The sequence below is a fragment of the Lutibacter agarilyticus genome (assembly GCF_900188235.1).
Lineage (GTDB): Bacteria > Bacteroidota > Bacteroidia > Flavobacteriales > Flavobacteriaceae > Lutibacter > Lutibacter agarilyticus.
This window is the reverse complement of the sequence record NZ_FZNT01000001.1, coordinates 175,348-200,905: the sequence shown is the minus strand read 5'-3', so window position 1 is coordinate 200,905 and position 25,558 is coordinate 175,348. Positions and strand designations below refer to the sequence as shown.

Genomic DNA, 25,558 nt, shown 5'->3' with positions numbered 1-25,558 from the left:
TATGAAAAAAATAGTACTTTTTATAAGTAGTTGCCTGTTATTTCAACAAATGATAGCACAAAACCCTTTGGTTACAAATATTTTTACTGCAGACCCAACTGCACGAGTATTTGATGGCAAATTATATGTGTATCCATCACACGATATTGTTCCTCCTGAAGGAATTGAAGCACCACGGTTTTGTATGCCCGATTATCATTTATTTTCATTAGAAAATGGGAATACTTGGAAAGATTACGGTGTGGTTTTAGACCAAAATGAAGTGCCTTGGGGCAAAAAAGATTCATACGGTATGTGGGCGCCTGATTGTATAAAAAAAGGCGATACCTACTATTACTACTACCCTGCTCAACCTAAAGATGAATCTTCATTTAGACGTATTGGTGTAGGAACATCTAAAAGTCCGACAGGCCCTTTTAAATGGGAAAAAGATTACATTAAAGGTGTAAGTGGTATTGACCCTGGATTGCTTTTAGATGATGACGGAAAAGCTTATTTGTATTTTGGTGGTGGACAAGAATTGTTTGTTGCTCCTTTAAAAGACAATATGAAAGAAATTGCTGCAGAACCTATAAAAGTTGAAGGATTACCTGCTGGTTATAAAGAAGGTTCTTTTCCTTTTAAATACAATAATTTATACTATTTTACATTTGCTCATGTGTTTCCTGATGAAGGTTATACCATTGGTTACGCAACTAGTGAAAATCCGCTAGGGCCTTTTACCTATCGCGGAAAAATTATGGACAATATCAACAACGGTACTAATCATCATTCGGTTGTTAATTATAACGGACAATGGATTTTATTTTACCATTACTGGCAAGTGAGTGGTTACAACAAACTACGTTCTATGAGCGCCGATTATATGGAATTTAAAAAAGATGGTGCTATTAAAAAAGTAAAACCAACCATGAGAGGAATTGGGTCACCAACTATTGGTGAAGAAATTCAGGTAGATAGATATAATGAAATTAGTGGTGCTAAAACTGCCTTTGTTGGTGGAAATGAACCTTTAGGATGGATGGTTTGTGATACAAAAATGATGAGTACCGTACAATTTAACAATGTTGATTTTGCTGATGGTTCAGCTACTAAAATGGAAGCTAGAATTGCCTGCGGACAACGCATTGGTAGTTTTGAAGTTAGAATTGGAAATGCCAAAGGAAAACTTATTGCTAATTTCCCTGTAAAATATACTGGTGGTTGGAATACATGGAAAACCATTGAAACTCCAATACTCGAAAAAATTACTGGAAAACAAAATATTGTAGTGCTATTTAAGTCTGATTGGGGATCGGACAAAACTGTAAATTTAAACTGGTTAAAACTGAAATAAAAATGAAAATTAAACACTTACTTATTATAGGTTTTACTGTTATTACAACAGTAATTTTTGCACAACAAAAACCAAACGTAGTTGTAATTTTAGCCGATGATATTGGTGTTGGAGATATTTCGTATTACCGAGAAATGCATTCAAAAAATATTGTGGTTGAAACACCAACCCTTGATAAATTAGCAAAAGAAGGTATTGTATTTACGGATGCACACTCTCCTGCTGCTTTGTGCGCACCAACACGCTATGCAATTATGACAGGAAATCATTGTTACCGTAGTTATGCACCTTGGGGTGTTTGGGGCTCTTACCAACCTTCACCTATTGAAGAAAATCAATTGACATTAGGCAAATTAATGAAAAATGCTGGATACACCACTTCATTTTTTGGAAAATGGGGGTTTGGAATGGATTTCGGAAGAAAAGATGACCCAAATACGGTTTACAGATCTCCTAGAAAAGAACACGAATTAGATGTTGATATTTCAAAAGTTTTAGATAAAGGTCCGGTACAAAATGGTTTTGATTACAGTTTTATGTATCCTGCGGGAATACAAGCAGAACCATATGCTGTTTACGAAAACGGTGTGATGATGCCTTTAAATGAAAACTCTAAAATTGTGTTGATTACTCAAGAAAACATGAGTAAACTAAACGTTAAACTAGATAAAAAAGAAGGTTTAGGAGATAGCTATTGGAATCCGTATAATTCTGGAGAATTATTAGTTAACAAAGCTGTAGACTTTATTGAAAATACTTCAAACAAAAAACCTTTCTTTATGTACTACTGCTCTCAAGCTGTTCATTTACCACACACACCTTCCACAGAATTAAATGGTAAAAAAATTGCAGGTACAACACCTTCTAGTCATTTAGATATGGTAAAAGAATTGGATGTACAAATGGAAATGCTTATCAAAGCCTTAAAAGAAAAAGGTGTTTACAATAATACTTTATTTATTTTCACATCAGACAATGGAGGCTTATTGGAAAAGGAAACTCTTAAAGCTGGTCATAAATCTAATGATATTTATAGAGGAGGTAAAAACCAATGTTATGAAGGCGGAACCAGAGTACCTTTTATAGCTTGGTGGCCAGGGAAAATAAAAGCTAAAACAGTATCAGACACTCCTATTTTAGGTATCGACATTATGGCAACGCTTGCTGGTGTAACCAATCAAAAAATTGAAGACAATCAAGCTATGGATTCTTCAAATTTATTACCTATTTTGTTAGAACAAAAAAAAGAAAAAGCACACCCATTTTTAATTACACAAGCTGGAACAGGAAAACAAACAATGATTACTGAAGATGGTTGGAAATTAATTATTCAGGTAGATAAAAAAGATAAAACAAATGCTACTAGAACTCCTTTTGCATTGTTTAATTTAAATAAGAATGTTTCAGAAAACGAAAGCAAAAATTTAATTAACAACCCAACATATCAAGACAAGGTTAAAGAACTTTTTGAAAAGTATAACCGCACAAGAGATCGTAAAGTTAAAACTGGTAAAATTTAAATTCATTAAATTATATTCTAAAAATATAAGAAATAAAGCTGCAAAAACTGTTCATTCTTATCAAATGAACAGTTTTTAATTTTAAAAAAAATAGCACTTCTCAGGTTTCAAAAACAAAAACATCTTATGATAAACAATTTATTAAAAGAAAATATAACCAAAAATGCTCCATTTTCTAAAACAGAACTTGAAGAGTTTTGTAAATACTTTTATTTTAAGAATATTAAAAAAACAGAATTTCTTTTAGAGCAAGGTGAAATCTGCAAATTTGAAGGCTTTGTATTAGAAGGCTGTTTCAGAATTTTTACAATCGACAAAAAAGGGAATGAAAACACATTGTATTTTGCTGCAAAAGATTGGTGGTTAATGGATATTGATAGTTTTATGAACCAATCAACCTCCAATTTAAATATACAAGCATTAACAGATAGCAAAATACTTTTAATAAACAGAGCAGATAAACTTTCTCTTTACGAGTCAATTCCTGCTGTTGAAAAACTATTTAGAGTAATGTCACAAAAAGCTTTGGTAGCATGGCAAAGAAGATTAATTAGAAACAATAGCCAAACAGCAAAAGAACGCTACGTTTATTTTATAAATAATTACCCAAACATAGCTTCTAAAATAAACGATAAGCAAATAGCTAGTTACCTTGGTATCTCTCATGAATTTTTAAGTAAAATTAAAAGACGAAACTAGCTTAATAGTTTTTTTATTAAATTGAACTAGTTCAACTTTTTTCTCAGAAGGTTTTACAATTTTTGCATTCTAAAATTATAACCTACACAAAAAATGAATTTATTGAATCAATTTAAATTTTATAGCATTGTATTTTTACTAACAATAGTATCAAATTCAACACAAGCACAAATAACTAACAATATTACTCATGAACAAGCTCTAAAAGTAGTTTTTGAGGCAAAGAAAAAAGCGGAAGCATCTAACGTACTTGTAAATATAGCAGTTGTAGATGCTGGAGCTAACTTAAAAGCTTTTATAAGAATGGACGAATCTTTTTTAGGTAGCATTGATGTAGCTATAAAAAAAGCAAAAACAGCTAGATATTTTAATATTGCAACTGGAGATTTGGGTAAACTAACACAACCGGGAGGTATCATATATAATATAGAAGTATCTAATAACGGATTAATTACATTTCCTGGAGGTGTTCCTATTAAAAACAACGAAGGAAAAATTATTGGAGCCATTGGTATAAGTGGTGGCACCATAGAACAGGATCACGAAATTGCAATAATTGGAGCTGAAGCTATATTAGAATAATTCTTTAAATTTTAATACATTTAAAACATGAATACCATAAAAAACCTCATTTTAATAAGCTTATTATTTATTGTAAAAATTAGTATTGCACAAACTGTTAACACATTAACACTAACAAGGCAAGATTTTAAAAATACTTCAAACAATACAGTAACTGTAACGAGTTATAAAAAAAGTGACACTCACTATATTTATTCTGGAGGAGATGGTGGTTTTATAGATGTATTTTCTTTAGACAAAAAAGGAAAATTAACCCCAGTAAGCAGCCATGAACTTTTTAATAGTAAAGGTCCTGCGAGAGGTCTTGTAGCAGACAATATCAATGGAACGGATTATCTTTTTGTTGGAAATAAAGGAGCGAATGCTGTTGAAGTTTTCCAAATTCAAAATAACGGTTCACTTAAAAGGGTTTATACTCTTAACGATACAGATGAAACCCATTTAGGCGTTGTAATTACATTGCAAGTAATACATATGAAAAAAGCATCTTATCTTTTTGTTGGAGGTTTAGAAGATACGCCTGGATTAAGCAGCTTCAAAATACATAGTAATGGCTCTTTAACGCATGTGCAATCGCTAAAAGATGATCATAACATTTATACCGATGGTATTATTGGCATGTTTTCTCATAAAATTAATGGAAAAACATTTTTATATACTGGAGGTTTTCAAGACAATGGCGTTAGCAGTTTTAGAGTATATGAAAATGGCCATTTCAAAAACATTAACAATATAGGTGATAATACAACAGACCGGTTTCTTACAGGAACCTACCCTGTAACAGGTGTTACTTTAGAAGGCAACCATTATGTAATAGTTGGACACAGACACCATAAATATTACAAAAGAGGAAATTTTATTAAAAAGAAAGACTTTGTTTATCACGGCGACGGTGTAAGTGTTTTTAAAATAAATAATAAAGGAGCTCTGGTACCACATTCAACATTAATTGATAATGAAAATACAATGCTTACTGGTCAAACTAGAATTGAAATTCTTTCTGTTAGTAATAAAGAAGCAATTGTTGCTATAGGCACTAAAGATGATGAAAGCATTCAATTATGTAAATTAGATACAAACGGAACGCTTACCCCTATATCTTATTTAAAAACGGGTTACCCTATATACTATGGTTTAGGTTCGGTAAAAATTGATGAGGCACTTTTTTTTATAGCCGGTTCAGTAAGGTTTGATGTAAAAAAATTAGTTTCATATAAGGTTTCTGCCGAAAAAAACAATTCAAATAAAAAAGTCTTAAGACACATTATAAATCTGAAATTCAAAGAAAATATTAGTCAAGAAGAAATTGACAAAGTCCTTTTTGCTTTTGAAAACCTAAAAAATGAAATTCCAGAAATCACAAATTTGGAATGGGGAATTAATACGAGTACCGAAGGCCAAAGCAAAGGTTTTAACTATTGCTTTACCCTAACATTTAACAATGCAAATGCGCTAGAAATTTATCTTTTTCATAAAGCACATTTAAAACTCGTAAATATAATAGGCCCATTACTTGATGATGCTATGGTGATGGATTATTGGGTTGAAAAATGAGAATAATAAAAGAAATTGTAAACTTTTCGGGATAGTGTCAACTTTTTCTTAATTTATTGCTTCACCACCTTTATACTTACTGGTTTTTTACCCATAACTCTAACAAAATATACACCTGAAGGTTTGTTATTTAAACTTAGGTTTATTCTTCCAGATTCAATTTCATATAATCTGGAAGATATTATTCGTGAATAAACATCATATATTTCAATAAAAATAGTTCCTTCATTTATAGGTAATAACAATTGAAAATCTCCAGTAGTGGCATTTGGGTATGCAACTATGTTGCCATAAAAATCAATAATTTCATTCATTTCTCCTTCACAATCTTTGCTAGATTGTATTTTAACCTCATCTCCTTGAATTACATCAACTTCAAATGACAAAGCAGATGTTTCATATACCTTATTATTGTTTATAAATACAGAAAAAGGAGCAGTTCCCTTTTGGATATCTACAGAAAGTTTATTCTTCCCTAAAGAAGATTTTCCAGAAATTTGAGATGCTGCCTTAATATCAACATTAAAACACTGGCTTTCTGTATTACCAATTAATGAAATACACAACTCATAAACACCTGGTTCTATATCTTCTATATCAATTTCCTTAGTGAAATTTGTATCCACACCATTGAAACTCACCTTATAATTTTGTTCTAAATCAGCTTCAATATTAATTTTACCATTGTTTTGATTAGGGCAAGTTTCTGTAGCTGCTAGTATCGTAAATTGAGTGTCATAGATAGTTAAATTATCTCCTTCTCCTGTATCTTCAATAGCATTAACACCTGCTGTCCATTTGGTCCCAAATCTTTCATAAGCCCCAATATCTGGTGCATTTCCTTTAAAAGGTTTTGTAAAACCCGCAATAACTCTTCCAGTATCAAACACTTCACTTCCGGCTTTTGGCATAAAATTTTGATTATTGTCATCTTCAAAAGGTGAAGTACTTGTGATTAAATTGTCTTTTATATCAAAATCAGTTGAGGTTTCACTAAACCATTCACCAGTATTTGCAAAATTATTATATATTTTATTGTTTTCTTGTGTATAACCATTAACCCAAGAATCCATAGCGCGCTCAGCATTCCAAATAGTATTATGAAAAAAGTCTAAATTGGTATTATTCCAATTTACTTGATAACCACTCCAAGACACATTCCAAATAACATTGTGATGTACTGTATAGCCCTTACTGTTATTATCTAAATAGATTCCTGCAGCTTTACCAGGTTCTCCCGGTTTATGAGAATAAGCTGGTGCAGTAGCATCATGAAACCAGTTATGATGAAGTTCATTATTCTTTAAATTGGCATTTCCAACAGTATAAAACACTCCCGAATCACTATTAATTTTTTGAGATCCAGAAACATCATTGTAAGCAATCTCACAATTAGAGCCTGACACGTACATACCATCTCTACCAGCATTAACAATGGTGTTTTTTAACACCTTCATATTGTTAGCGCTAGTTCTAATTGGTGATGCATGAATTCCTAAATAATCAATATTACTAATATAGTTTTCTTCAACAGTACAATTTGAAGCAGCCCAACCAGCTATTAGTATACCGCTTACTGAACTGTGATTTATAGTACAACCTTTAATTAAAGTGTTGTCTCCAAGAATTTCAAGAGATGCCTCACCAACTTGAGCTGATGTATTAGTTAAAGAGTCATATCCCTCACTACCGTGAGTTATTTTACAATTAATAATTTGGTTATTATCAGCATTATTGTCGATTTTAACACTTCCTCCAAAAAAGTTTAAACCTTCTAGTTTAATATAATCACCTTTTAATTCTGAAATAAATTTTGATGTTGCATATTCCACAGCTCCATCAGCAGGCATATCTCCATCAGCAGTTTGAAGATAAAGCGTATTTGTAGCGCTATCATAAAACCATTCATTTGCATAATCTAACGCTTCTAATTTATTAAACAAGTACAATTGCCCTCTATTATTCCCTGGGTTTTCTCTCCATTGTGTTGGGTTATGTGGGGTAAATGGCCATTTAGTAATATCAACCCCTGTATAGTCTATTCTTGTGTTAGAACTACTGGTAATAGTTCTGGTCCAACTAGTTCCAGAATGTGCGCCAAGGTAATATACCAAACCACCAGTCCAATCTATATTAGGAATGTTATCTGCTGTAAAATGAGCACCATCACCACCTGTTACAGGTGTGCAATCTATAGTCCAGCGGCTATTATCTGTGTTATTTGGCCATCGCGCTAAATCCATAAATTTACCGTTGTGATATACAGCACGAAATCTGCTTTCCATAGACATATTTACGGTTGCTTTATAAATATTACCACTATGAACTTGCCAGCCATTTATTTTAGATGTGGCTCTAATTTCAACATTTTCGCCATCAGCGGCTTTAAATGTTAAAAAATTACCTGCAGTTCCACTTTTATTAACTGATAATTCTTCTTCATAAATACCTCCTCTTATGATACAAACATCGCCAGCCGACATTAATGAAATTGCTTTATTAAATGTTCTATATGGGTTATCAATAGTACCGTTACCTGTTGTATCATTCCCATTGGTAGCAACATAAATGTTTTCAGCAAAAATCACAGAACTTATTAATATAAAAGAAAGGTGTATAAAAAATCGAGTAGTTTTTAGCATCGTTTTAAATGTTTATTTTTATGAGTCAAAAATAATACGATACATATAAAGGGAACATAACATTTAACTATTTTTGAATAACAAATGGTTATTAATAAAGTATTACTGTTCTTTTTGAAGTTATTTATATTGAAAAGTGTTTAAAAAGACAAAGGTAATGTTTTGTCAAGTGTGTAATTAGAAAAGCTGCATTGAAGGTTCTAACGCAACAAACGTTGCTTGTTTGTTTTAGATAAAAACAAGTATAAATTTTATGAGATGCTGTGGGTATGCAGCTTTTTATTTTAATTATTATATATCCCTTCTCCAATAAAATTTTTAAATTTTTGTGGGTTTCCATTATCGTCACCTACAAGTAAATAATAAAATAAACCACAATCTGAAATATCAGCATGCCCCACACTATGAGCCTGCATTCTTTCATACATCCATCTTATGTTAGGATCTTTATGGTCTCTCATCCAATACCAAACTGAAAAGTCATCCATTGAATGCCATAAATTTTCAGGATTGTTTTTATCATTCTGATCTTGTATTTTTTTGTACTTAATACGATTGCCACATAATTTTTGCACATCATCCCAAGTATGGTGATAATCTCTTCTTATTTCGTTTTCATTGAATTTACTATGAGATAAAAGATAAACATGGTTAAGTGCTTCAATGTTTCCTTGAGCAATTACCTCTTCTATTACCTGATATAAAAATTCCGATAATCCGGCATGTAAAAAATACAATGGATTTTCAGCCGTTGATTTTCCCATCTCTGTTGCTAAATTTGATTTAGCCTCTTTTAATTGTGTAGTAACATCAAAAAACACGTTTTTTTGAAAATTCCATCTTTCAATACATCCATCAGCACTCATTTTTAATTGATTTTCATTGTCAGGTCCGGCAGGAGCATCAATAAAATTATTGTAAGAACAATGTACTAGTTTATCCTGTAATTCTAATTTAGCTATTATGGCGCAAGAAGCTACTAAAGCTCCCCAATCATCTGGATCTCCTGTTGGCCATTTATAGGCATTATCGGCAGCACTATTCCCGTCAAAACTAACAGCTATTCGGTTATTATTATAATTCCAAGCTTGAGAAAATAAACTTCCAGAAATTAGTATAATTGCTAAAAAAGCGTAAAATTTTTTAATCATAAATAATTAGTTAAGTACATTTATTTTTAGTTGTATATTATTAATTAATAGTAATTCCCAACTTCATTAAAACTAACATTATCAATACTATATTTACTTTACATTTAGTAATACTCTATTTACTATCAACCAATTCCCAAGATCTAACCCAGTTGTAATAAGTTGTTCTATCTTCTTTAGAACCATTCATTCCTCCATCAGCAGGAGCTTTATTCCAATCGTAGGTTTCAACAACCATTCTTAAATACATTTCAATATTAAAATCTGATGGTGGTTTTACTTTCGATTGAAATTTACCATCTAAAAAGAATAAAATTTCATCTTTAGATTTCCACCAAACACCATAAATATGAAAATCATCGTATACTTTTCCTGCTATATCTGCTCTTCCTTTTGATGTTCCCTTAATATAATCACAACCTTCTGGAATATTTCTACTATGTGTATTAGAATTCATTGCTTGGTCAAAATCTTTCATCCATTTAGCAGGATTTGTTATTTCTCCAACACATTCTTGAATATCTAATTCTGTAGTTCTTTTATCACACCCTTCTAATCCTTTACCTCCATTAATTAACCAAAAGGTTGAGGACATAAAAGTTTTATTGGCTTTCATTTCACACTCGTAATAACCATAAGTCATTGCGTTTCTTGACCCAACATAACCACCTCCATAAGTAAATTCTTTATTATGTTTAATAACCGTTTTAGGCAATGCTGTGGTTGTTACTTGTAAACTACCATCTGCTACTTTCACATTTTCGGCTAAAAACAATCCTGGTGCACGGCCAATCCATCCTTGCCCTGATGTTTGCCATTTTTTATTATTTATTTTTTTTCCATTAAATTCATCAGACATATTTTTAACCAGCTTCCATTTTTTACCAGTTGACTTAGGGTCTTCTCCATCTTTAAATTGTGGTGCTTTTTGTGCAAGCATAGTAGTTGCTATTAAAAGCAATACTAACGTTACAACTTGTTTTGATATTTTAATTATTGACTTCATTTTATTTATATTTATGTTATTTTTAAATCCTTTTGTTTCATTTTAATAGTAATCCCAAAAATCAAATTGCTCATTAATACTTTCTTTTTTATCGCCAAGTTTAATGGCTTTAGCCATCATTTCTCTACGCATTTCAGCTAAAATTTCGAAATATTCTGGAAAAAATGATAAATCTGTAGTTTCCCAAGGATCTTTTTCAATATTAAAAAGTTGGGTCACCCTTGAACCCGCTTCAAATTCACCTGTTTTTTTATTGAAACCTTTAGCTCGTACATATTCAATTAATTTATATGCACCTTTTCTATACGCACGCTGAAATTGACGATACGCATGATATGTTGAATTTCTAACTTCGGCTACTTCATTATTAATTACAGGTACTAAACTTTTACCGTTTACTGAGGCTGGAATTTCAATAGCTGCCAATTCACAAATAGTTGGAAAAATGTCATGAATATAACTAAAAGCGTTGATCTCTATTCCTTTATCTTGAACCAAACCTCCTGAAATAATAAAGGGAACATGAATTCCGTCTTCATCGTATATATTTTGTTTGCCCATTAAACCGTGATTTCCAACAGCTAAACCACTGTCACCCGCTAATACAATAATGGTGTTTTCATAAGCACCACTTTCTTTTAATGCTTTAATAACTTTTCCTATTTGCGCATCTAAATGTGTAATAATTGCATAATAATCTGATAATTGCTGCTTAGCAATTGCTTCAGTTCTTGGCCAAACAGCTAATTTTTCATCACGCAACACCATATGTCCATTATCAAAAGGGTGTTGAGGCAAATAAGATGGCGGCAATTCAATTTCATTTGGCGGATACATATCTTTATACGCTTTTGGAGCCTGACGAGGATCGTGAGGCGCATGAAAAGCTACATACATAAAAAATGGATCCTTCTTTTTGTAATTTTTTATATAGTCTGAAGCGTGTTTTGCAAATACTTCTGAAGTATGAGGTCCATTTTCTTCTGTGCCTATTGGTCCTCTTTTATCTTCTTTTGTAATGGCTCTTTTTACCGTATTTCCATTTTCATCATATACCAATAAATAAGCATCCTCTTTCTTAAATTTACCGTCTTTATCCCAATCGTGAAATGGCATTCTAAAATGATCTACCAAATAAACACCTCGTCCCATCACTTTTTCACCATCATCAAAAGAACGAATTAAAGAAGCGTTGTCGTTATGCCATTTACCCACCATAAAGGTATTATATCCTGCATTTTTAAAGGTTTCGCCCATTGTGGTATGTTTAGCAGGAATGCTTCTCCCCTGACCTTCTAAAGTAAATAACTGTCTACCTGAATGTAGCATTGCTCTACTCGCAATACAAGTTGCACCGGTAAAAGCTCCCATTAAATATGTTTTTTTGAATGCTATACCCTCGGTTACCAAATTATCTAAATTTGGAGTTTCAACATCCATTCCTCCCAACTTATGAATTCCAGATGCCCTGTGATCATCCGTATAAATAACCAATACATTTGGTTTTATCGTCTTTTTATTTTGTGAAAAAACACCAATAAAAGAGAGCATAAAAACAATAACTACCAATTGTTTTAATTTAATAATTATGTTATTCATTTGTTATTAATTGTTTTGAAGTTTTTGATTTTCGGCTGCTATTCTTTCTCTTTGTTGTTTACTTAAGCCTTGTCTGTAATAATCCTCTGGCCTATAATAAATATGACTTTTTTTCATTTGTGGATCGTTTACATCCTGACTTAAATCACAGTCAAAACGTGTTAAAATTGCGTGATTTTCACTCCAAGTCGTAACGTTGGTAAAATGTGAAATTCCCCAAGTAATTCCTCTTCCATCTTTTGTATTTGTAAATGCATCTGGTATAAAAGGCCCTCCTGCATTTGGCATTAAATCACTCACAATAGCTGCTATTTCAAAATTCACTCCGTCTTCAGCATATTGAATGGTATAATGCTCATTACCGTCTCTGATTGTTAATGCTGCAATTCCTGTTTTAAAAGGAAATAATGTAGTCTCATGTCCAGAATTTAACACTGGATTTAAAGGACTTTTAGTAAAAGGACCCAACGGATTATCTGCTGTAGCCACCCCTTGCATTCTGACTAAATTTGGTTTCCCATCGAAATCTGACTTATAATACAAGTAAATTTTATCATTATATACCAACGGATATGGATCGTGAATTGAATATTGATCCCAAGCTCCTTTAGGACCATTTGGAATTACAATTTGGTTTGCTGCAGTCCAAGGGCCGTCAGGAGAATCGGCATATGAAACTGCCACTGGGCAATCATCTCCACGCAATCCACTTGCTTCCATAAAACCTTGATAATACAAATAATATTTCCCTTTCCATTTTAAAATATCGGTTGTAGCAACAGATCTCCATCCTACATTTGGTTTTGGAGGTCTTGGTACTGCAACACCTTCCTCTTCCCAAGTAAAACCATCTATGCTAGTTGCATAATAAATATCACATAAATCCCAGTCTGATGACGGAATAGTATCATTACATTTTTTTGCTCCCTGTGGTGGTGTTGGTGTTTCCCTATGGGTGTACCACACATAATATTTTCCGTTTTCAAAAATTACTTTTGAAGGATCTCTTCTTGAAATAGTACCATCGTGATTATTATAATCAAAACCTTTTAACTCTGTATATTTAAACTGTGTATATAACTCGTTATCTTCAGGTCTTGGTGCTAAATAATTATCATAATTACGTTCCATAGCCCTACTCAAAGGCATATTTGGTTTTTCCTTTGGTAATTGAAATGGAAAACTTTTTTGTTCAGCGACTTCATCTTGCTTTGGTTCACAAGAGATCATAAATAAAGTTGAACTTACAACAAGTATTAATAGATTCAATAATTTGATTTTCATGATTTTGTATATTAGATAATTTTGTTACTTTTTTTAATAATTAATTACGATTAAAAACATCCTCTAAAATAATTTCTTCACGCTCATCTTTTCCTAAAACTTTAAAATTAACGTTGGTTGTTTCTAACGTTTCAATATGCCTAGCATACATTCCGTAAGCTGGTAAAACACCAAAGAAACTAAACTCAGGATAACGAGTTTCATCTTCAGGCACTTCAACAACATCTGTAAACAAACCACCTCCAGGTAATTGAATGTCTATATTTTTTAATTGTAGACTTCCAATTTTATGGTTAGGTGTACCTGTAATTAAGATCCCCGCTGGTGGCGAAACTCTAGAGTTTTCTAACCCCATAGTTGTTGCTTTAATATTGCTAATTACCACATTATTGATAGAACCTACTGGTCGTTTTTCTACATCTCTATACGTTCTTAAACGCTCACCTAAGCGAACAAAAATTGGCATATCAACGTTATCCATTATAATATTATCAATTACAATATTGTAAATATTTGTGCCGTCCATACTCAATAATTTGATTCCTCCACCTTTATTGTCGTGAATTTTACAATCTCTAATATCAATATTGTAAAAATCTCCCATAGATTCAGTACCAAATTTAATAGCACCCCAATCGCTTTTTATATCGCAATTACTCACTTTTACATTGTATGTTGGCAACGGACTGGTAGCTTTGATACAAATAGCATCATCTTCAGAATTTACTTTTGTATTGGTAATGGTAATATCATAACTAGAATCTATATCAATACCATCGTTATTTTTGTTTGCGTGGTTATAAATATCAACATTGTCTATTGTAATATCATGTGATTGAAACAAATGCACTGCCCAAGCTGCTGCTTGCCTAATGTTAATATCTTGCATTTTTAATTTTGAAGAATTTACAATGCGAATTAAAAACGGACGATCAAAACTTGGCAGATTAGGGTTTTTCTCTTTTTGGATTTTATAGTTGGTAGCTATAAAATTCTCTCCATTACCGTCAATAGTACCTTTACCTGTAATGGCAATATTTGTTGCATCTTTAGCTCCAATTAAACAGTTTCCTCTTGCCTGACCTGTGGCATCAATAAACGGATCAATATTTATATAATCGGCAAAATTAGCACTTCCAAATAGGGTTGCATTTTCATTAACCTGCAACGTAACATTGTCTTTTAACAAAATAGTTCCAGTGATATAAACTCCATCAGAAACCACCACTGTACCTCCTCCATTTTCAAAACATTCATCTATGGCTTTTTGAATAAATTTTGTATTGATAGTTAAGCTATCTCCTTTTGCACCAAAGTCACTAATATTTATATTTTGCTTATTTGATTTACAGGATAATATTAAAAAAATAATAAGTACAAAATAGTAAGATTTCATAAAAAATAAGTGTTAAAAATGTGTGAAAAATAACCATAAACCCTTTCTATTAAAGAGATAGTCAAATTTAACAGTTTCAATACTCCTACTCAAATTTAGCCAATTACATTAGTACTACATTCAAGTAAATTACTATGACATATGATTTTTTAACTATTCTGTTCTACTAAAAGAATATTTCAATTTAACAACTAAGACATAATCGATTTTTATTGAAAAACCTTTATTTATCATTTAAATAGTGAAGATATGTGCTAATTTTATTTATTCTATTGAAGTTCTTAATCCTTATTAATTTTAAATTTCAAATAATTAGCCTTGGTTTCAGTAATATGGCTTTTCATAGCATCGAAAGCTTCTTGAGAATCTTCATTTTTTATAGCTTCGAGGATCCTATTATGATAAGACAGCATAATGTTTTTTTCCTCTAACAAATCACCTCCATTAGGCTTTGCAAAAACCCCAACTATATATTTTGGCATTAAGTTATAAATAGGTCCCAATAATAAATCTAACACTTTATTATTTACCATAGATAGAAGCGTTTTGTGGAAATCATTATCCAAATCTGCCTCACGCTTTTTATCATCTAACTTACACTTTTTCAATTCTGAAAAGTTTAACTCTAACAATTCAATATGCTTTTCGGTTCTTAATTTAGCAACTTGAGCAGCAATTGTTGGTTCAACTATTAATCGAGCTTCAATAGTTTGTAAAATAACATCATTATCTGTAGTGAATTCAAAATGCATATTTAAAACTTCAGTAGTTGTTTCATAATTCATATGAGACACAAAAACTCCGCTTCCTCTTTTAACTTCTACAATTCCTCTCGCACTCATGCGTTTTACAGCTTCACGTATTGTTGTTCTGCTAACATTAAAAATACGACATAATTCATTCTCTGTTGGAATTTTATCTCCAGGCAAGTATTCTCTATTTCGAATCGCTTCAATTAACTCATCTTCAACCTGCTCTGAAATTGGCTTATTTTTTCCAACCGAATGAAACATACTCTTTATTTAAAATGATTTAGTAAAATACCTTATTTACATGAATTTTATAAATTTAATGTTTTTTAATTTAGAATTTATTTAATTAATATTTGTTTAACACTTCCAACTAAAATGACATATGAGAACACCCCTATCAAAGCGACAATACCTATAAAAAACAATGCAGGTTTAAAATCACCATCTTTAACTAAATAACCAATTACAATAGGAATAATAACACCTGCTAAGCCTCCAAAAAAATTAAAAACTCCTCCTGTTAACCCAATTATTTTTTTTGGAGCCATAATAGAGACAAATACCCAAGTAATACTTGCAAAACCGTTTCCGAAAAATGCTAATGCCAAAAAAAATATTATAAAAAAAGTACTATCTGTATAATTTGCGCCAATAATACATGTTGACAATAACATACCTCCAATTATGGGTGCTTTCCTTGAAATTTCTTTCGAATAACCTTTTCTAATCAAATAATCAGAAGTGAGTCCTGAAAGTAAAACACCTAAAAATGCAGCAAAAAAAGGAATAGAGGCTAAGAAACCCGATTGAAGAAAACTTAGACCTCTATACTGCACTAAATAGGTTGGAAACCAAGTAAGAAAAAAAATAGATAATGCTACTAAACAAAACTGACCGATATATAGACCCCATAATTTACGATTTGAAAAAGCATGTTTTAAATCTATCCAATTAAATTTTTTTCTTATAAGAGTTTCTAGATCTATTTCAATCTTTTTATCTTGTTTTATATATTTTAATTCGGATTCATTTATTCCTTTATAATTTTCAGGATCTCTGTAAAAAACATACCAAACACCACCCCAAACAAGTCCTATTACACCCGAGACTATAAACAATCCACGCCATCCCATATAATTTTGAATTGAAACTAATACAGGTGTTAAAAAAGCCAATCCTATATATTGTCCAGAAGTGTATATTCCAATGGCAGTTGCTCTATCTTTTTCTGGAAACCACTTCGTAACAACTGCATTATTTGTAGGATAAGAAGGAGCTTCAAATACACCAATACTTGCTCGTAAACCAATTAACGCCCCAAAAGAACTTACCAATCCTTGCACCAATGTTGATATTGACCAAAACACCAACATAAAAGTATATATAACACGCGCTTTAACCTTATCTACAATCATACCTCCTGGTATCTGCAACCCTGCATATGTCCAGGAAAAAGCTGAAAAAATAAATCCCATTTGAATTGAATTCAATTTCAAATCATCAGAAATTGCAAAAGCTGCTACAGAAATATTACTTCGATCTAAATAATTAATAACAACAGTTATAAATAACATTGAAAGAATTTTAAACCGCTTCTTGGTTGCTACTTTTTTTCTCATAAACTAATTTTACTAATTCTAAAAAAATAGATTCATCTCAAAATCATTCTTCATAAAAATAGAGGAAATAAAAATTATCTCCCCTATTTAACTTAAAACAAAAAAACAATTTATTGAATAAATTGTATCAATTTAAGCTTATCATTATTTACCGAAAATAAAAAAGTTTTATTTGACGTTCCTTCTATTTCAATTGCTTCCAAACCGCTAACTGCTCCCTTTATAAATAAATTACTTTCTTGAGGCGGTACTACAGAGAATGTTTTATTTGCATTTCCTGTTAACACCAAACCTATACTCCCATCATTTCTTGGCGTTTCAACTTCAGAACCGTATAGATTCCCTGCTAATAAAATATCAGGATAGTCATCTCCATTATAATCAAATACTTCAAATTTATTAATAGATGAGAATTGTGCTCTATTAGGTAATTGATGCATTTCAAAAGAGCCACCCTTATTCTCTATCCAATAACTTGCAAAAGTAGTTGCAGAGTAATGCAATGCTTTTTTTAACATTCCCTTTCCGTAAATATCTTCTAAACTAGCATTTGCATAAGATTCAAATGTTTCAAATCTACTTTTTATGGCAGGTATTTGTTGAGAAGAACATTCTCTTCCTCTTAACGGTAATCTAGTGTTTTTGCTTATTTTACTTAAAACAACATCCATACTACCACTTTCATCAAAATCATGAGCATATACATCAAATGGTTTGTCAAAACTTGCTTTGTATTTATAATTTAACCCTAAATTTCCAGCTAAATAATCCATATCACCGTCACCATCTAAATCTGCTTTTTGTAAACCATACCACCATCCTGTTTTATCATCTAAACCTAATTCTTTAGTTACTTCAGTAAACTTATTATTGGTATTCTTAAAAAAACGAATAGGCATCCATTCACCTGCAATAATTAAATCCAAATTACCATCATTATTAAAATCGTCCCATATTGCTGAAGTAACCAGACCGGCTGTTTGAATTTCAGGAATTATTTTATGAGTTACATCTTCAAATCTTAATGCTAAATCTTTTCCACCAACATTTTTAAGTAAATAACTTTTAGCAGGAAATGGGTACTTACCCGGTACAATTCTTCCACCAACAAATAAATCTAATTTTCCATCTTTATTAAAATCTCCTGAGCAAACAGTTTGTCCGCTACTTGTAATTTTTGGAAGCACATTTATACCTTTAACAAAGGTATTTTTAGTATTTAAATAAACTCTGTCTTGAAAAAAACTTTCGTCTTTATTTTTATCATTTCCTCCATTTACTACATAAAGGTCTAAATCATTATCGTTATCTAAATCTACCAGAAGCACCTCCATATCCTCAAATTGAGCATCATTTTCCCAAGGCCCTTTTATAAGATCGAATTTTCCGCTAGAATTTTGAATATACATTGCTGCAACACTTCCTGCTGCATTTCCAACAAAAAAATCTTCTAAACCATCACCATTTACGTCTCCAACAGCAACACCAGATCCAAATTGAGAATTTTTATGAGGAATAAGCGGTTCAAATTTAAAATCGTTATATTCATCTTCTAGATGTTTAAAATCAATTCCTGAAAAATATGTAATATCTGTAAACTTATTTATAACATTCAATGGTTGTTCAACAACACTCTCGGCATATTTAAAATCAATTTTTAATTGTTGATTTGAATTTATATTTTTAAGAATTTGTGTTTCACCAGTTGGCCAAACAACTTTTATTTCATCAACTATTTTAGCTGTATTTAAACCAAAATGTAATTTTGGCTCAACACTTGACTGAAACCCTCTTGTTAGAGTTAATTCTTGTTTTTGAATGCCATTTTCATATTTCAAAATGACTTTACTCCCTAAACCAAATGGATTTTTATTGGATCCAATCAATACTATATCTATATAATTGTTATTTGTATTATTGGTTTTATTTTCAAAAACAGAGGCAAAATCTCCTAAATTATTGATTATAATATCCAAATCTCCGTCATTGTCTAAATCTGCATAAGAAGCTCCATTTGAAAATCCTTTATAACTAATATTCCACGCTTCATTCATTTCTGAAAAAGTAAAATTACCGTTGTTTTTATAAACATAGTTATCTATTGGGTTGCTAGGATATTTTAAATAGTCTAGGTGATTTGTTTTTCCGAAAAAAGATTGAGAATTAAATTCATTATTTATATCATTATTATTTACATCACGCATCATCCCATTGGTAATAATAATATCTTTTAAGCCATCATTATCAAAATCGGCAAATAAGGCACCCCAACTCCAATCTGTAGTAGCAATACCTGCTTTTCTGGAAATATTGCTATAAATAGGTATTTTGTCATATACTCCATTGTTTAACTGTAGGCTATTTTGCATATATTGATAATGAAAACCTATTTCAACACCTTCATAAAAAGAGGTTGGATTCATACTCGCCATATTGGTTTTTGAACGCTTATGACTACTCGGAGTCATTTCCATTTGAACGATATCAATTAGACCATCATTGTTAAAATCGGCAGCATCTGAACCCATTCCAAACATGGAGAACTGATTGGTTGCTAGTTTTACAGACTCTCTAAAAGTTCCATCACCGTTATTTAAATACAAATAATCTGGCACATTAAAATCATTTGAAACAAATAAGTCTACAAAGCCATCATTATTTAAATCTGATGCCACTACTCCTAAAGTTAGTCCGAAATTTTGAACTCCGGCTTCCTTTGTTACATCTGAAAAAGTATCATTTCCATTATTTCTATACAAATGGCCTGATTCATGAGCTGCATTATCATCCATCTTAATTCTATAATACCAATTACCTTGACTTACTGGAACATGTGGATAATTACCTACATACAAATCAATAAAACCGTCATTATTATAATCAAAAAAAGTAGCTTGTATAGAACCTCCTTCATCTGCTATACCATATTCTTCTGCTTTTTCAGTATAGGTATTATCGCCATTATTTATAAATAATTGATTTTTAGAAGAACCAAACTTACCTCCACTACAAATATAAATATCTAACCAACCATCATTATTAACATCGGCCATAGTTGTACCTGTGTACCATCTTTTATCGCCTTGTGTTTTAGAAATATCAGTTATATCTTCAAATTGCATATTTCCTTTATTTAAATACAATTTGTTTGAAGTCATATTTCCAGTAAAATAAATATCTGGAAGGTTATCGTTATTAATATCACCAATAGATACACCTCCACCCATATATAAATACGGAAATTTGAAATAATTTAACGTGTCATTTTCTAAAATATTATTAGAAAACTTAATGTTTGTTTGCTCAGCATTTAAGTTTAAAAAAGTAGTTGAGTTAACTTTAGCTTCCTTTTTATCACAAGAAACCAAAGCTAAAATAATTAATAGAAATGAAATTCTATACATTGGGAATATGGTTTAGATTTAAATATAAAAGGAACCATGATTTTCATGGTTCCTTAAAATTAATTGTATTTTAATTAATTATTAGTAACCTGGATTTGGTTTGAATTTAGGATTTGTATCTCTTTCATTTTGAGGAATATCAATATACTCTCTTCCTGGTTTGTATGAACTAGTTCCTGCACTTTCAGATTTTAATTCAGGCTTATTTACAATATATTCAACAACTTTACCCCAACGCAATATATCAAAATATCTTGTACGTTCTAAACTAAGTTCTTTTACACGTTCATCTTCTATATCTTGCATTGTAATAGTTGTAAAATCAGGCATATCAGATCGTCTTCTAACCTCATTAATAGCATCTAAAGCTTTTGTTGTTGAACCATTTAACATAAATTCAGCCTCAGCATACATTAAAAGTACATCTGCGTATCTTAAGATTCTTAAATTATTACCTGAACCATGCCATCCTCCTTCATCAGAACGAGAGCGTCCATTATATGCTTGGTCTAAGTGTTTGTTTGCCCAAACATGTGTTCCACCCGGAAAAGCTTCCTGATAGGTTAAATTACTATATGTTTTTGAAGACAATACTTCTCCTTGATAATCAGTTGTTTCTTCAGTATCAAAAAACAATGTTGTAAATGCTCTAGGGTCAATTTGATTATTAACTGTTTTTTCATCTAAAAATAGATCTAAAACCCAATCATTTATACGCATTCCATCTTGACCTGTAAAACCCCTAGGAGCTAAATCAGGGTGAAACGCAGCACCTTTACCTGAACCAGGTGCATCACTTCCCCAGCCACCATTACCATCATTTATCATTTGAATTTCAAACAATGATTCTGAGTTGTTCTCTGCAGCTTCTGTAAAATTATCACCATAATTTGCTGTTAATTTAAATCTACCATCCATAATAATTTCAAAAGCATCTTTTGCTCCTTGATAATCTTTATTATATAATAAAGCCTTACCTAACATTCCTATTGCTGCTCCATCTGTAATTCTACCTTTCTGGTTGGCAGGCCAAGATGATGGTAATAAATCAGCTGCCATTTCTAAATCAGAAATAATTTGAGCCCAAACATCAGTCGGATCAGCTTGTTCAATAGCTATAGGATCTGGTATTTCACTCATTGGCAAGGTAATTAACGGTACATTTAACCAACTATTTACTAAAGCCATATAATTATATGCTCTAATAAAATAAGCTTCACCCATAATATTGTCTTTCGCGATTTGTTCCATTTCAATATTTGGAACATTATACAAAACTTCGTTAGCTCTGCTTATTCCTTTGAACATAGCTGCCCAAACCCATTTAGTTCCGTTTGCTGTTGAAACTCCATTGAAAGAGCCTAGCGCAGTTCTCTCTGATGTTGCAAAACCATTAACTACATCATCTCTATAATCTGACGCAAAAATTTCAAAACGCGTATAATACCAAATATGAGTAAATGTACTATATGTTCCTATGATACCTTTTTCAGCATCAGCTTGTGTTTTCCAAAACAAGTTTGGTGTGAAGGCATTTGGATTAGGTTGTTCCAAAATGTCTTTAGTACAATTCACCGATATTAATAAAATACCAGCCATTGCAACAATCGTTTTTAAATAATTATATTTTTTTCTCATTATTTCTAACTGTTTTATATTATTAAAATGAAACTTGAACACCCAATTGAATTGTTCTTGGCACTGGATAAGATCCCTCATCTACTCCTGAACTAAATATTTGAGTTGAGTTCCCTCTTGAGTTTCTTCCTACTTCAGGATAATAACCTGTATAATTTGTAATTGTAAATACGTTTGATGCACTTGCGTATATTCTGATTTTTGAAATTTTAATTTTTTCCATGATATCAGAAGGTAGTGAGTAACCTAATTGCGCATTTCTCAATCTAAAATAAGCTCCATTTTCTAAATAGAAATTAGACATTCTTCTATTGTACCCTGTATCACTCAACGTGTTTTTTGGAATATTAGAAGAAGTATTTTCAGGCGTCCAAGCATTTAAAGCATCAGCTAAATAATTTCCTTCCGTATCAAAATAACCTCTATATCTTACTCCATTTAAAATTTTATTTCCAGAAACTCCATTAAAAAACAAGCTTAAATCAAAACCTTTGTATTCAGCCGACACATTAAAACCATACATAAAATTAGGAGTTGGATTTCCTAAGTAAGTTTGATCATCTGTATCTACATCTCCGTCATTGTCTAAATCCTTAAATCTGATATCTCCTGCGTGAGGATTAAAAGAATCATTCGCCGCAATTGCCTCTTCATCTGTTTGGTAAATACCATCCGTTACATAGCCAAAGAATGATGAAATTGGTTGACCTACATCCGTTTTTGTACCTAATAATCCGTTAGATGTAAAACCTCCAGCAATAATTGGGGTAGCATTTCCCAAGGCTGTAACTTCATTATTTAAAATTGTAAAGTTAGCTGAAGCATTAAAAGATACCTCTCCGAACTGATCATTATAACCTGCTAAAAATTCAAACCCTTTGTTTGAAACACTTGCTGAATTAAAAGGAACATCATTATCAAAACCTGTATATAATGGAGGCCTTAAACTTACCAATACATCTTCTGAATCTTTAATAAAATAATCTAACGTTACATTTAACCTATTATTTAAAGCGGTAAAATCAATTCCAATATCTGTAGTTTTTGTTGTTTCCCATGTAATATTACTATTTACTCCTTTTGTAATTGAGTAACCAGGTACTCTAATTTGTGGATTACCAATAACTGCTTCACTATTTAAATTTAATTCTGGGTAAATTGCATAAATCCCAACATTATCAGACCCTACTTCTCCATAACTAGCTCTAAATTTAATATCTGATAAAGCTTTAAAATTTAACATGAATTTTTCATTACTAAGATTCCATCCAATAGCTACAGAAGGGAAAGTTCCCCATCTTAAATCTTCTTTAAATAATGAAGATCCATCTCTACGTACTGTAGCAGTAAATAAGTATCTTTCATCATAAGAATAACTTACTCTTCCAAAATAAGACTGAATTCCTTTTGTTAAATCTTGTGAAGGCATTTCAACTCTATCCTGTGCAGCAGATGCTACCTTAATATCATTACTTGGAAAAGTTCTTGCTTTTGCTCCTAAATATCTAGTATTAGATAATTGTTCTGTATATCCTACAATAGCATCAAGACTATGTTTATCCCAATCTCCTTTGTAACTCAGGGTATTTTCTACTAAAGTTGATAAATAGTTTGTATTTCGTTCATTCAATTCAGCAAATATAGTATTCCCGAGAGATGCCTCATTAAAAAAGTACTCTGGCGTAAATTTAAAATTATTATCGGCATAAGATTCTATACCTAAATTCAACTTATAAGTCAATCCTTTTACAATTTTAAGAGAAGCTCCAATATTCCCAATAACTGTGTTTCTTTTTACTGTTCTATCTTCAATTGATGCCAAGCCTAAAGAATTAATAGCACTCCCTACTCCATAAAATGCACCAAAAGCCCCATCATGGTCATTAGCACTCCAATTATCATCGTCATCTTTCGTTCTAATTGTTGGAATCAAATCACGCTCTTGGTTAAAATAATTATTATAATTATCAACAGTTCTTGTTAAACCGACGGACGATTCTAATTTAAAAATTCCTTTTTCTAAACCTACATTAAATCTGGCAGTAGTTCTTTGATAATCTGACTCTTTTACAATCCCATCTTGATCATAATGATTCAAAGAAACACTATAAGTTCCATTTTCTCCTCCACCATAAAATCTTATATTGTAATTTTGAACTGGAGCTGTTCTTAATGATTCATTTTGAATATCACTCGTATAATTTGGATTAAATTCAGAATCATTTGCAGGAACTCTAGCTACACCATCATTATCTCTGGCTCTATTTGAAATTGCAGCATATTCCTCTGCTGTTGCATAATCAATAACATTAACAGCTTTCTGCCAACCGTAGCTCGAATCAAAATCAATTTTAACTTCTCCTTTTTTTCCTTTCTTTGTGGTTATAATAATAACTCCATTTGCAGCTCTAGATCCATAAATAGCACTTGCTGAAGCATCCTTTAATACAGATACTGAAGCAATATCACCTGGGTTAATCGAACTCATACTTCCTGTTAACATTCCATCAATTACATATAATGGTCCGGCATCAGACAGTGTTCCTGACCCCCTTATAGTTACAATCGATTTTGCTCCTGGAGCACCTCCACCTGTAGTTACATTTACACCCGCTATTCTTCCTTGTAGCGCTTGGGCTGGATCACTATAAGTTAATTTGTCAATTTCTTTTGAATTTACAACACCAACTGAACCAGTCAAATCTGATTTCGCTTGCGAACCATACCCAACAATAACAACTTCATCTAATGCGTTTGCATCTTCGGTTAAAATTACATCAATAACAGTTTTCCCATTAATGGCAACTTCTTGGGATTTATACCCAATAAAACTAATTAATAAAGTTGCATTACTATCTGTTACAATAGTAAAATCTCCATCAAAACCAGTTAACTCACCTGTATTTGTTCCTTTTACAAGAACATTCGCCCCAGGTAGCGGTAAATTTTGTTCATCTTTAACTGTACCTTTTACAGTAATGTTTTGGCCATAAATTTGCGGAATCGCAAAAATCACAAAAAGCAGTAATAGCATACTTCTTCTTCCAAGTAATGTTAGTTGTTCTTTTTTCATAAATTAGTATTAAGTTTAGTTAAATGTGAATTACTTACTAGTAAGACATCATACAAATATTAAAACTTAACAATAGTTGAAACAAAACATATGTGTTTTTTTATGACTTATATGTTTTTAATGTGATAAATGTTACAAATAGTACATGTAAAATTTAAGTGTTCTCAATTATAAAAATCTCTTTTATTAAATTCTTATAAGGAAAAATGATATAAGGTGGAAAACTTATATTAGGACCTTCTTCAAAAAAAAAGTCATTAACCAAAGACTAATGACTCTTCAAAATAAATTTTATCGTTCTTT

At 31.4% G+C, this 25,558-nt stretch carries 16 protein-coding genes; 5 read left to right on the top strand and 11 right to left on the bottom strand.

The genetic code is table 11. The annotated features are described in order from the left end of the window. Position 1 precedes the first annotated feature (1 nt). The 5 genes from CHB67_RS00720 to CHB67_RS00700 all read left to right on the top strand — a co-directional run bounded on the left by CHB67_RS00720 (position 2) and on the right by CHB67_RS00700 (position 5,691). A complete protein-coding gene (locus CHB67_RS00720; RefSeq protein ID WP_217900237.1) occupies positions 2-1,336 on the top strand; it encodes a family 43 glycosylhydrolase in 1,335 nt (444 codons plus the stop codon). 2 nt (positions 1,337-1,338) lie between these two features. Continuing rightward, a complete protein-coding gene (locus CHB67_RS00715) occupies positions 1,339-2,856 on the top strand; it encodes a sulfatase family protein (RefSeq protein WP_089379820.1) in 1,518 nt (505 codons plus the stop codon). 126 nt (positions 2,857-2,982) lie between these two features. After that, positions 2,983-3,555, top strand: coding sequence for a Crp/Fnr family transcriptional regulator (locus tag CHB67_RS00710; protein WP_089379819.1), 573 nt, complete (start codon positions 2,983-2,985; stop codon positions 3,553-3,555). Between the two features lie 93 nt (positions 3,556-3,648). After that, the gene (locus tag CHB67_RS00705) at positions 3,649-4,137 is read left to right on the top strand and encodes a GlcG/HbpS family heme-binding protein (RefSeq protein WP_089379818.1); all 489 of its coding nucleotides are present in this window, start codon (positions 3,649-3,651) and stop codon (positions 4,135-4,137) included. Between the two features lie 27 nt (positions 4,138-4,164). Then, a complete protein-coding gene (locus tag CHB67_RS00700) occupies positions 4,165-5,691 on the top strand; it encodes a Dabb family protein (RefSeq protein WP_089379817.1) in 1,527 nt (508 codons plus the stop codon). Between the two features lie 53 nt (positions 5,692-5,744). Here the strand turns inward: CHB67_RS00700 and CHB67_RS00695 are convergent, their stop codons facing one another. From CHB67_RS00695 to CHB67_RS00645, 11 genes are all read right to left on the bottom strand, one after another. Continuing rightward, entirely contained in the window at positions 5,745-8,333 is a 2,589-nt protein-coding gene (locus CHB67_RS00695; RefSeq protein WP_089379816.1) for a T9SS type A sorting domain-containing protein, read from the bottom strand. Between the two features lie 284 nt (positions 8,334-8,617). Continuing rightward, a complete protein-coding gene (locus tag CHB67_RS00690; RefSeq protein ID WP_089379815.1) occupies positions 8,618-9,484 on the bottom strand; it encodes a hypothetical protein in 867 nt (288 codons plus the stop codon). A 115-nt stretch (positions 9,485-9,599) separates the two neighbouring features. Continuing rightward, positions 9,600-10,490, bottom strand: coding sequence for a family 16 glycosylhydrolase (locus CHB67_RS00685; protein WP_089379814.1), 891 nt, complete (start codon positions 10,488-10,490; stop codon positions 9,600-9,602). 42 nt (positions 10,491-10,532) lie between these two features. Beyond that, the gene (locus CHB67_RS00680; RefSeq protein WP_089379813.1) at positions 10,533-12,089 is read right to left on the bottom strand and encodes a sulfatase-like hydrolase/transferase; all 1,557 of its coding nucleotides are present in this window, start codon (positions 12,087-12,089) and stop codon (positions 10,533-10,535) included. Between the two features lie 6 nt (positions 12,090-12,095). Further along, positions 12,096-13,319, bottom strand: coding sequence for a glycoside hydrolase family 117 protein (locus CHB67_RS00675; RefSeq protein ID WP_089379812.1), 1,224 nt, complete (start codon positions 13,317-13,319; stop codon positions 12,096-12,098). Between the two features lie 94 nt (positions 13,320-13,413). Then, positions 13,414-14,769, bottom strand: a complete 1,356-nt coding sequence (locus tag CHB67_RS00670; RefSeq protein WP_089379811.1) for a glycoside hydrolase family 28 protein — start codon at positions 14,767-14,769, stop codon at positions 13,414-13,416. A 281-nt stretch (positions 14,770-15,050) separates the two neighbouring features. Beyond that, positions 15,051-15,782 carry a FadR/GntR family transcriptional regulator gene (locus CHB67_RS00665; protein WP_089379810.1) on the bottom strand — a complete coding sequence of 244 codons (732 nt, stop codon included), beginning with the start codon at positions 15,780-15,782 and terminating at the stop codon, positions 15,051-15,053. Positions 15,783-15,859: 77 nt separating this feature from the next. Next, positions 15,860-17,140: an MFS transporter gene (locus tag CHB67_RS00660; protein ID WP_089379809.1), complete on the bottom strand. Its 1,281-nt coding sequence runs from the start codon at positions 17,138-17,140 to the stop codon at positions 15,860-15,862. 110 nt (positions 17,141-17,250) lie between these two features. Beyond that, the gene (locus tag CHB67_RS00655; RefSeq protein WP_217900235.1) at positions 17,251-20,544 is read right to left on the bottom strand and encodes an FG-GAP-like repeat-containing protein; all 3,294 of its coding nucleotides are present in this window, start codon (positions 20,542-20,544) and stop codon (positions 17,251-17,253) included. Positions 20,545-20,625: 81 nt separating this feature from the next. Beyond that, the gene (locus tag CHB67_RS00650) at positions 20,626-22,182 is read right to left on the bottom strand and encodes a RagB/SusD family nutrient uptake outer membrane protein (protein ID WP_089379808.1); all 1,557 of its coding nucleotides are present in this window, start codon (positions 22,180-22,182) and stop codon (positions 20,626-20,628) included. A 22-nt stretch (positions 22,183-22,204) separates the two neighbouring features. Beyond that, entirely contained in the window at positions 22,205-25,255 is a 3,051-nt protein-coding gene (locus CHB67_RS00645) for a SusC/RagA family TonB-linked outer membrane protein (protein ID WP_245813382.1), read from the bottom strand. Positions 25,256-25,558 lie beyond the last annotated feature (303 nt).

Excerpts from the sequence above, each read along its gene's own strand:
- CHB67_RS00685 (WP_089379814.1), bottom strand. The coding sequence starts at position 10,490 with ATGAAGTCAATAATTAAAATATCAAAACAAGTTGTAACGTTAGTATTG.
- CHB67_RS00660 (WP_089379809.1), bottom strand. The coding sequence starts at position 17,140 with ATGAGAAAAAAAGTAGCAACCAAGAAGCGGTTTAAAATTCTTTCAATG.
- CHB67_RS00645 (WP_245813382.1), bottom strand. The coding sequence starts at position 25,255 with ATGAAAAAAGAACAACTAACATTACTTGGAAGAAGAAGTATGCTATTA.
- CHB67_RS00670 (WP_089379811.1), bottom strand. The coding sequence starts at position 14,769 with ATGAAATCTTACTATTTTGTACTTATTATTTTTTTAATATTATCCTGT.
- CHB67_RS00665 (WP_089379810.1), bottom strand. The coding sequence starts at position 15,782 with ATGTTTCATTCGGTTGGAAAAAATAAGCCAATTTCAGAGCAGGTTGAA.
- CHB67_RS00700 (WP_089379817.1), top strand. The coding sequence starts at position 4,165 with ATGAATACCATAAAAAACCTCATTTTAATAAGCTTATTATTTATTGTA.
- CHB67_RS00710 (WP_089379819.1), top strand. The coding sequence starts at position 2,983 with ATGATAAACAATTTATTAAAAGAAAATATAACCAAAAATGCTCCATTT.
- CHB67_RS00650 (WP_089379808.1), bottom strand. The coding sequence starts at position 22,182 with ATGAGAAAAAAATATAATTATTTAAAAACGATTGTTGCAATGGCTGGT.
- CHB67_RS00680 (WP_089379813.1), bottom strand. The coding sequence starts at position 12,089 with ATGAATAACATAATTATTAAATTAAAACAATTGGTAGTTATTGTTTTT.
- CHB67_RS00705 (WP_089379818.1), top strand. The coding sequence starts at position 3,649 with ATGAATTTATTGAATCAATTTAAATTTTATAGCATTGTATTTTTACTA.
- CHB67_RS00655 (WP_217900235.1), bottom strand. The coding sequence starts at position 20,544 with ATGTATAGAATTTCATTTCTATTAATTATTTTAGCTTTGGTTTCTTGT.
- CHB67_RS00715 (WP_089379820.1), top strand. The coding sequence starts at position 1,339 with ATGAAAATTAAACACTTACTTATTATAGGTTTTACTGTTATTACAACA.
- CHB67_RS00690 (WP_089379815.1), bottom strand. The coding sequence starts at position 9,484 with ATGATTAAAAAATTTTACGCTTTTTTAGCAATTATACTAATTTCTGGA.
- CHB67_RS00720 (WP_217900237.1), top strand. The coding sequence starts at position 2 with ATGAAAAAAATAGTACTTTTTATAAGTAGTTGCCTGTTATTTCAACAA.
- CHB67_RS00675 (WP_089379812.1), bottom strand. The coding sequence starts at position 13,319 with ATGATCTCTTGTGAACCAAAGCAAGATGAAGTCGCTGAACAAAAAAGT.
- CHB67_RS00695 (WP_089379816.1), bottom strand. The coding sequence starts at position 8,333 with ATGCTAAAAACTACTCGATTTTTTATACACCTTTCTTTTATATTAATA.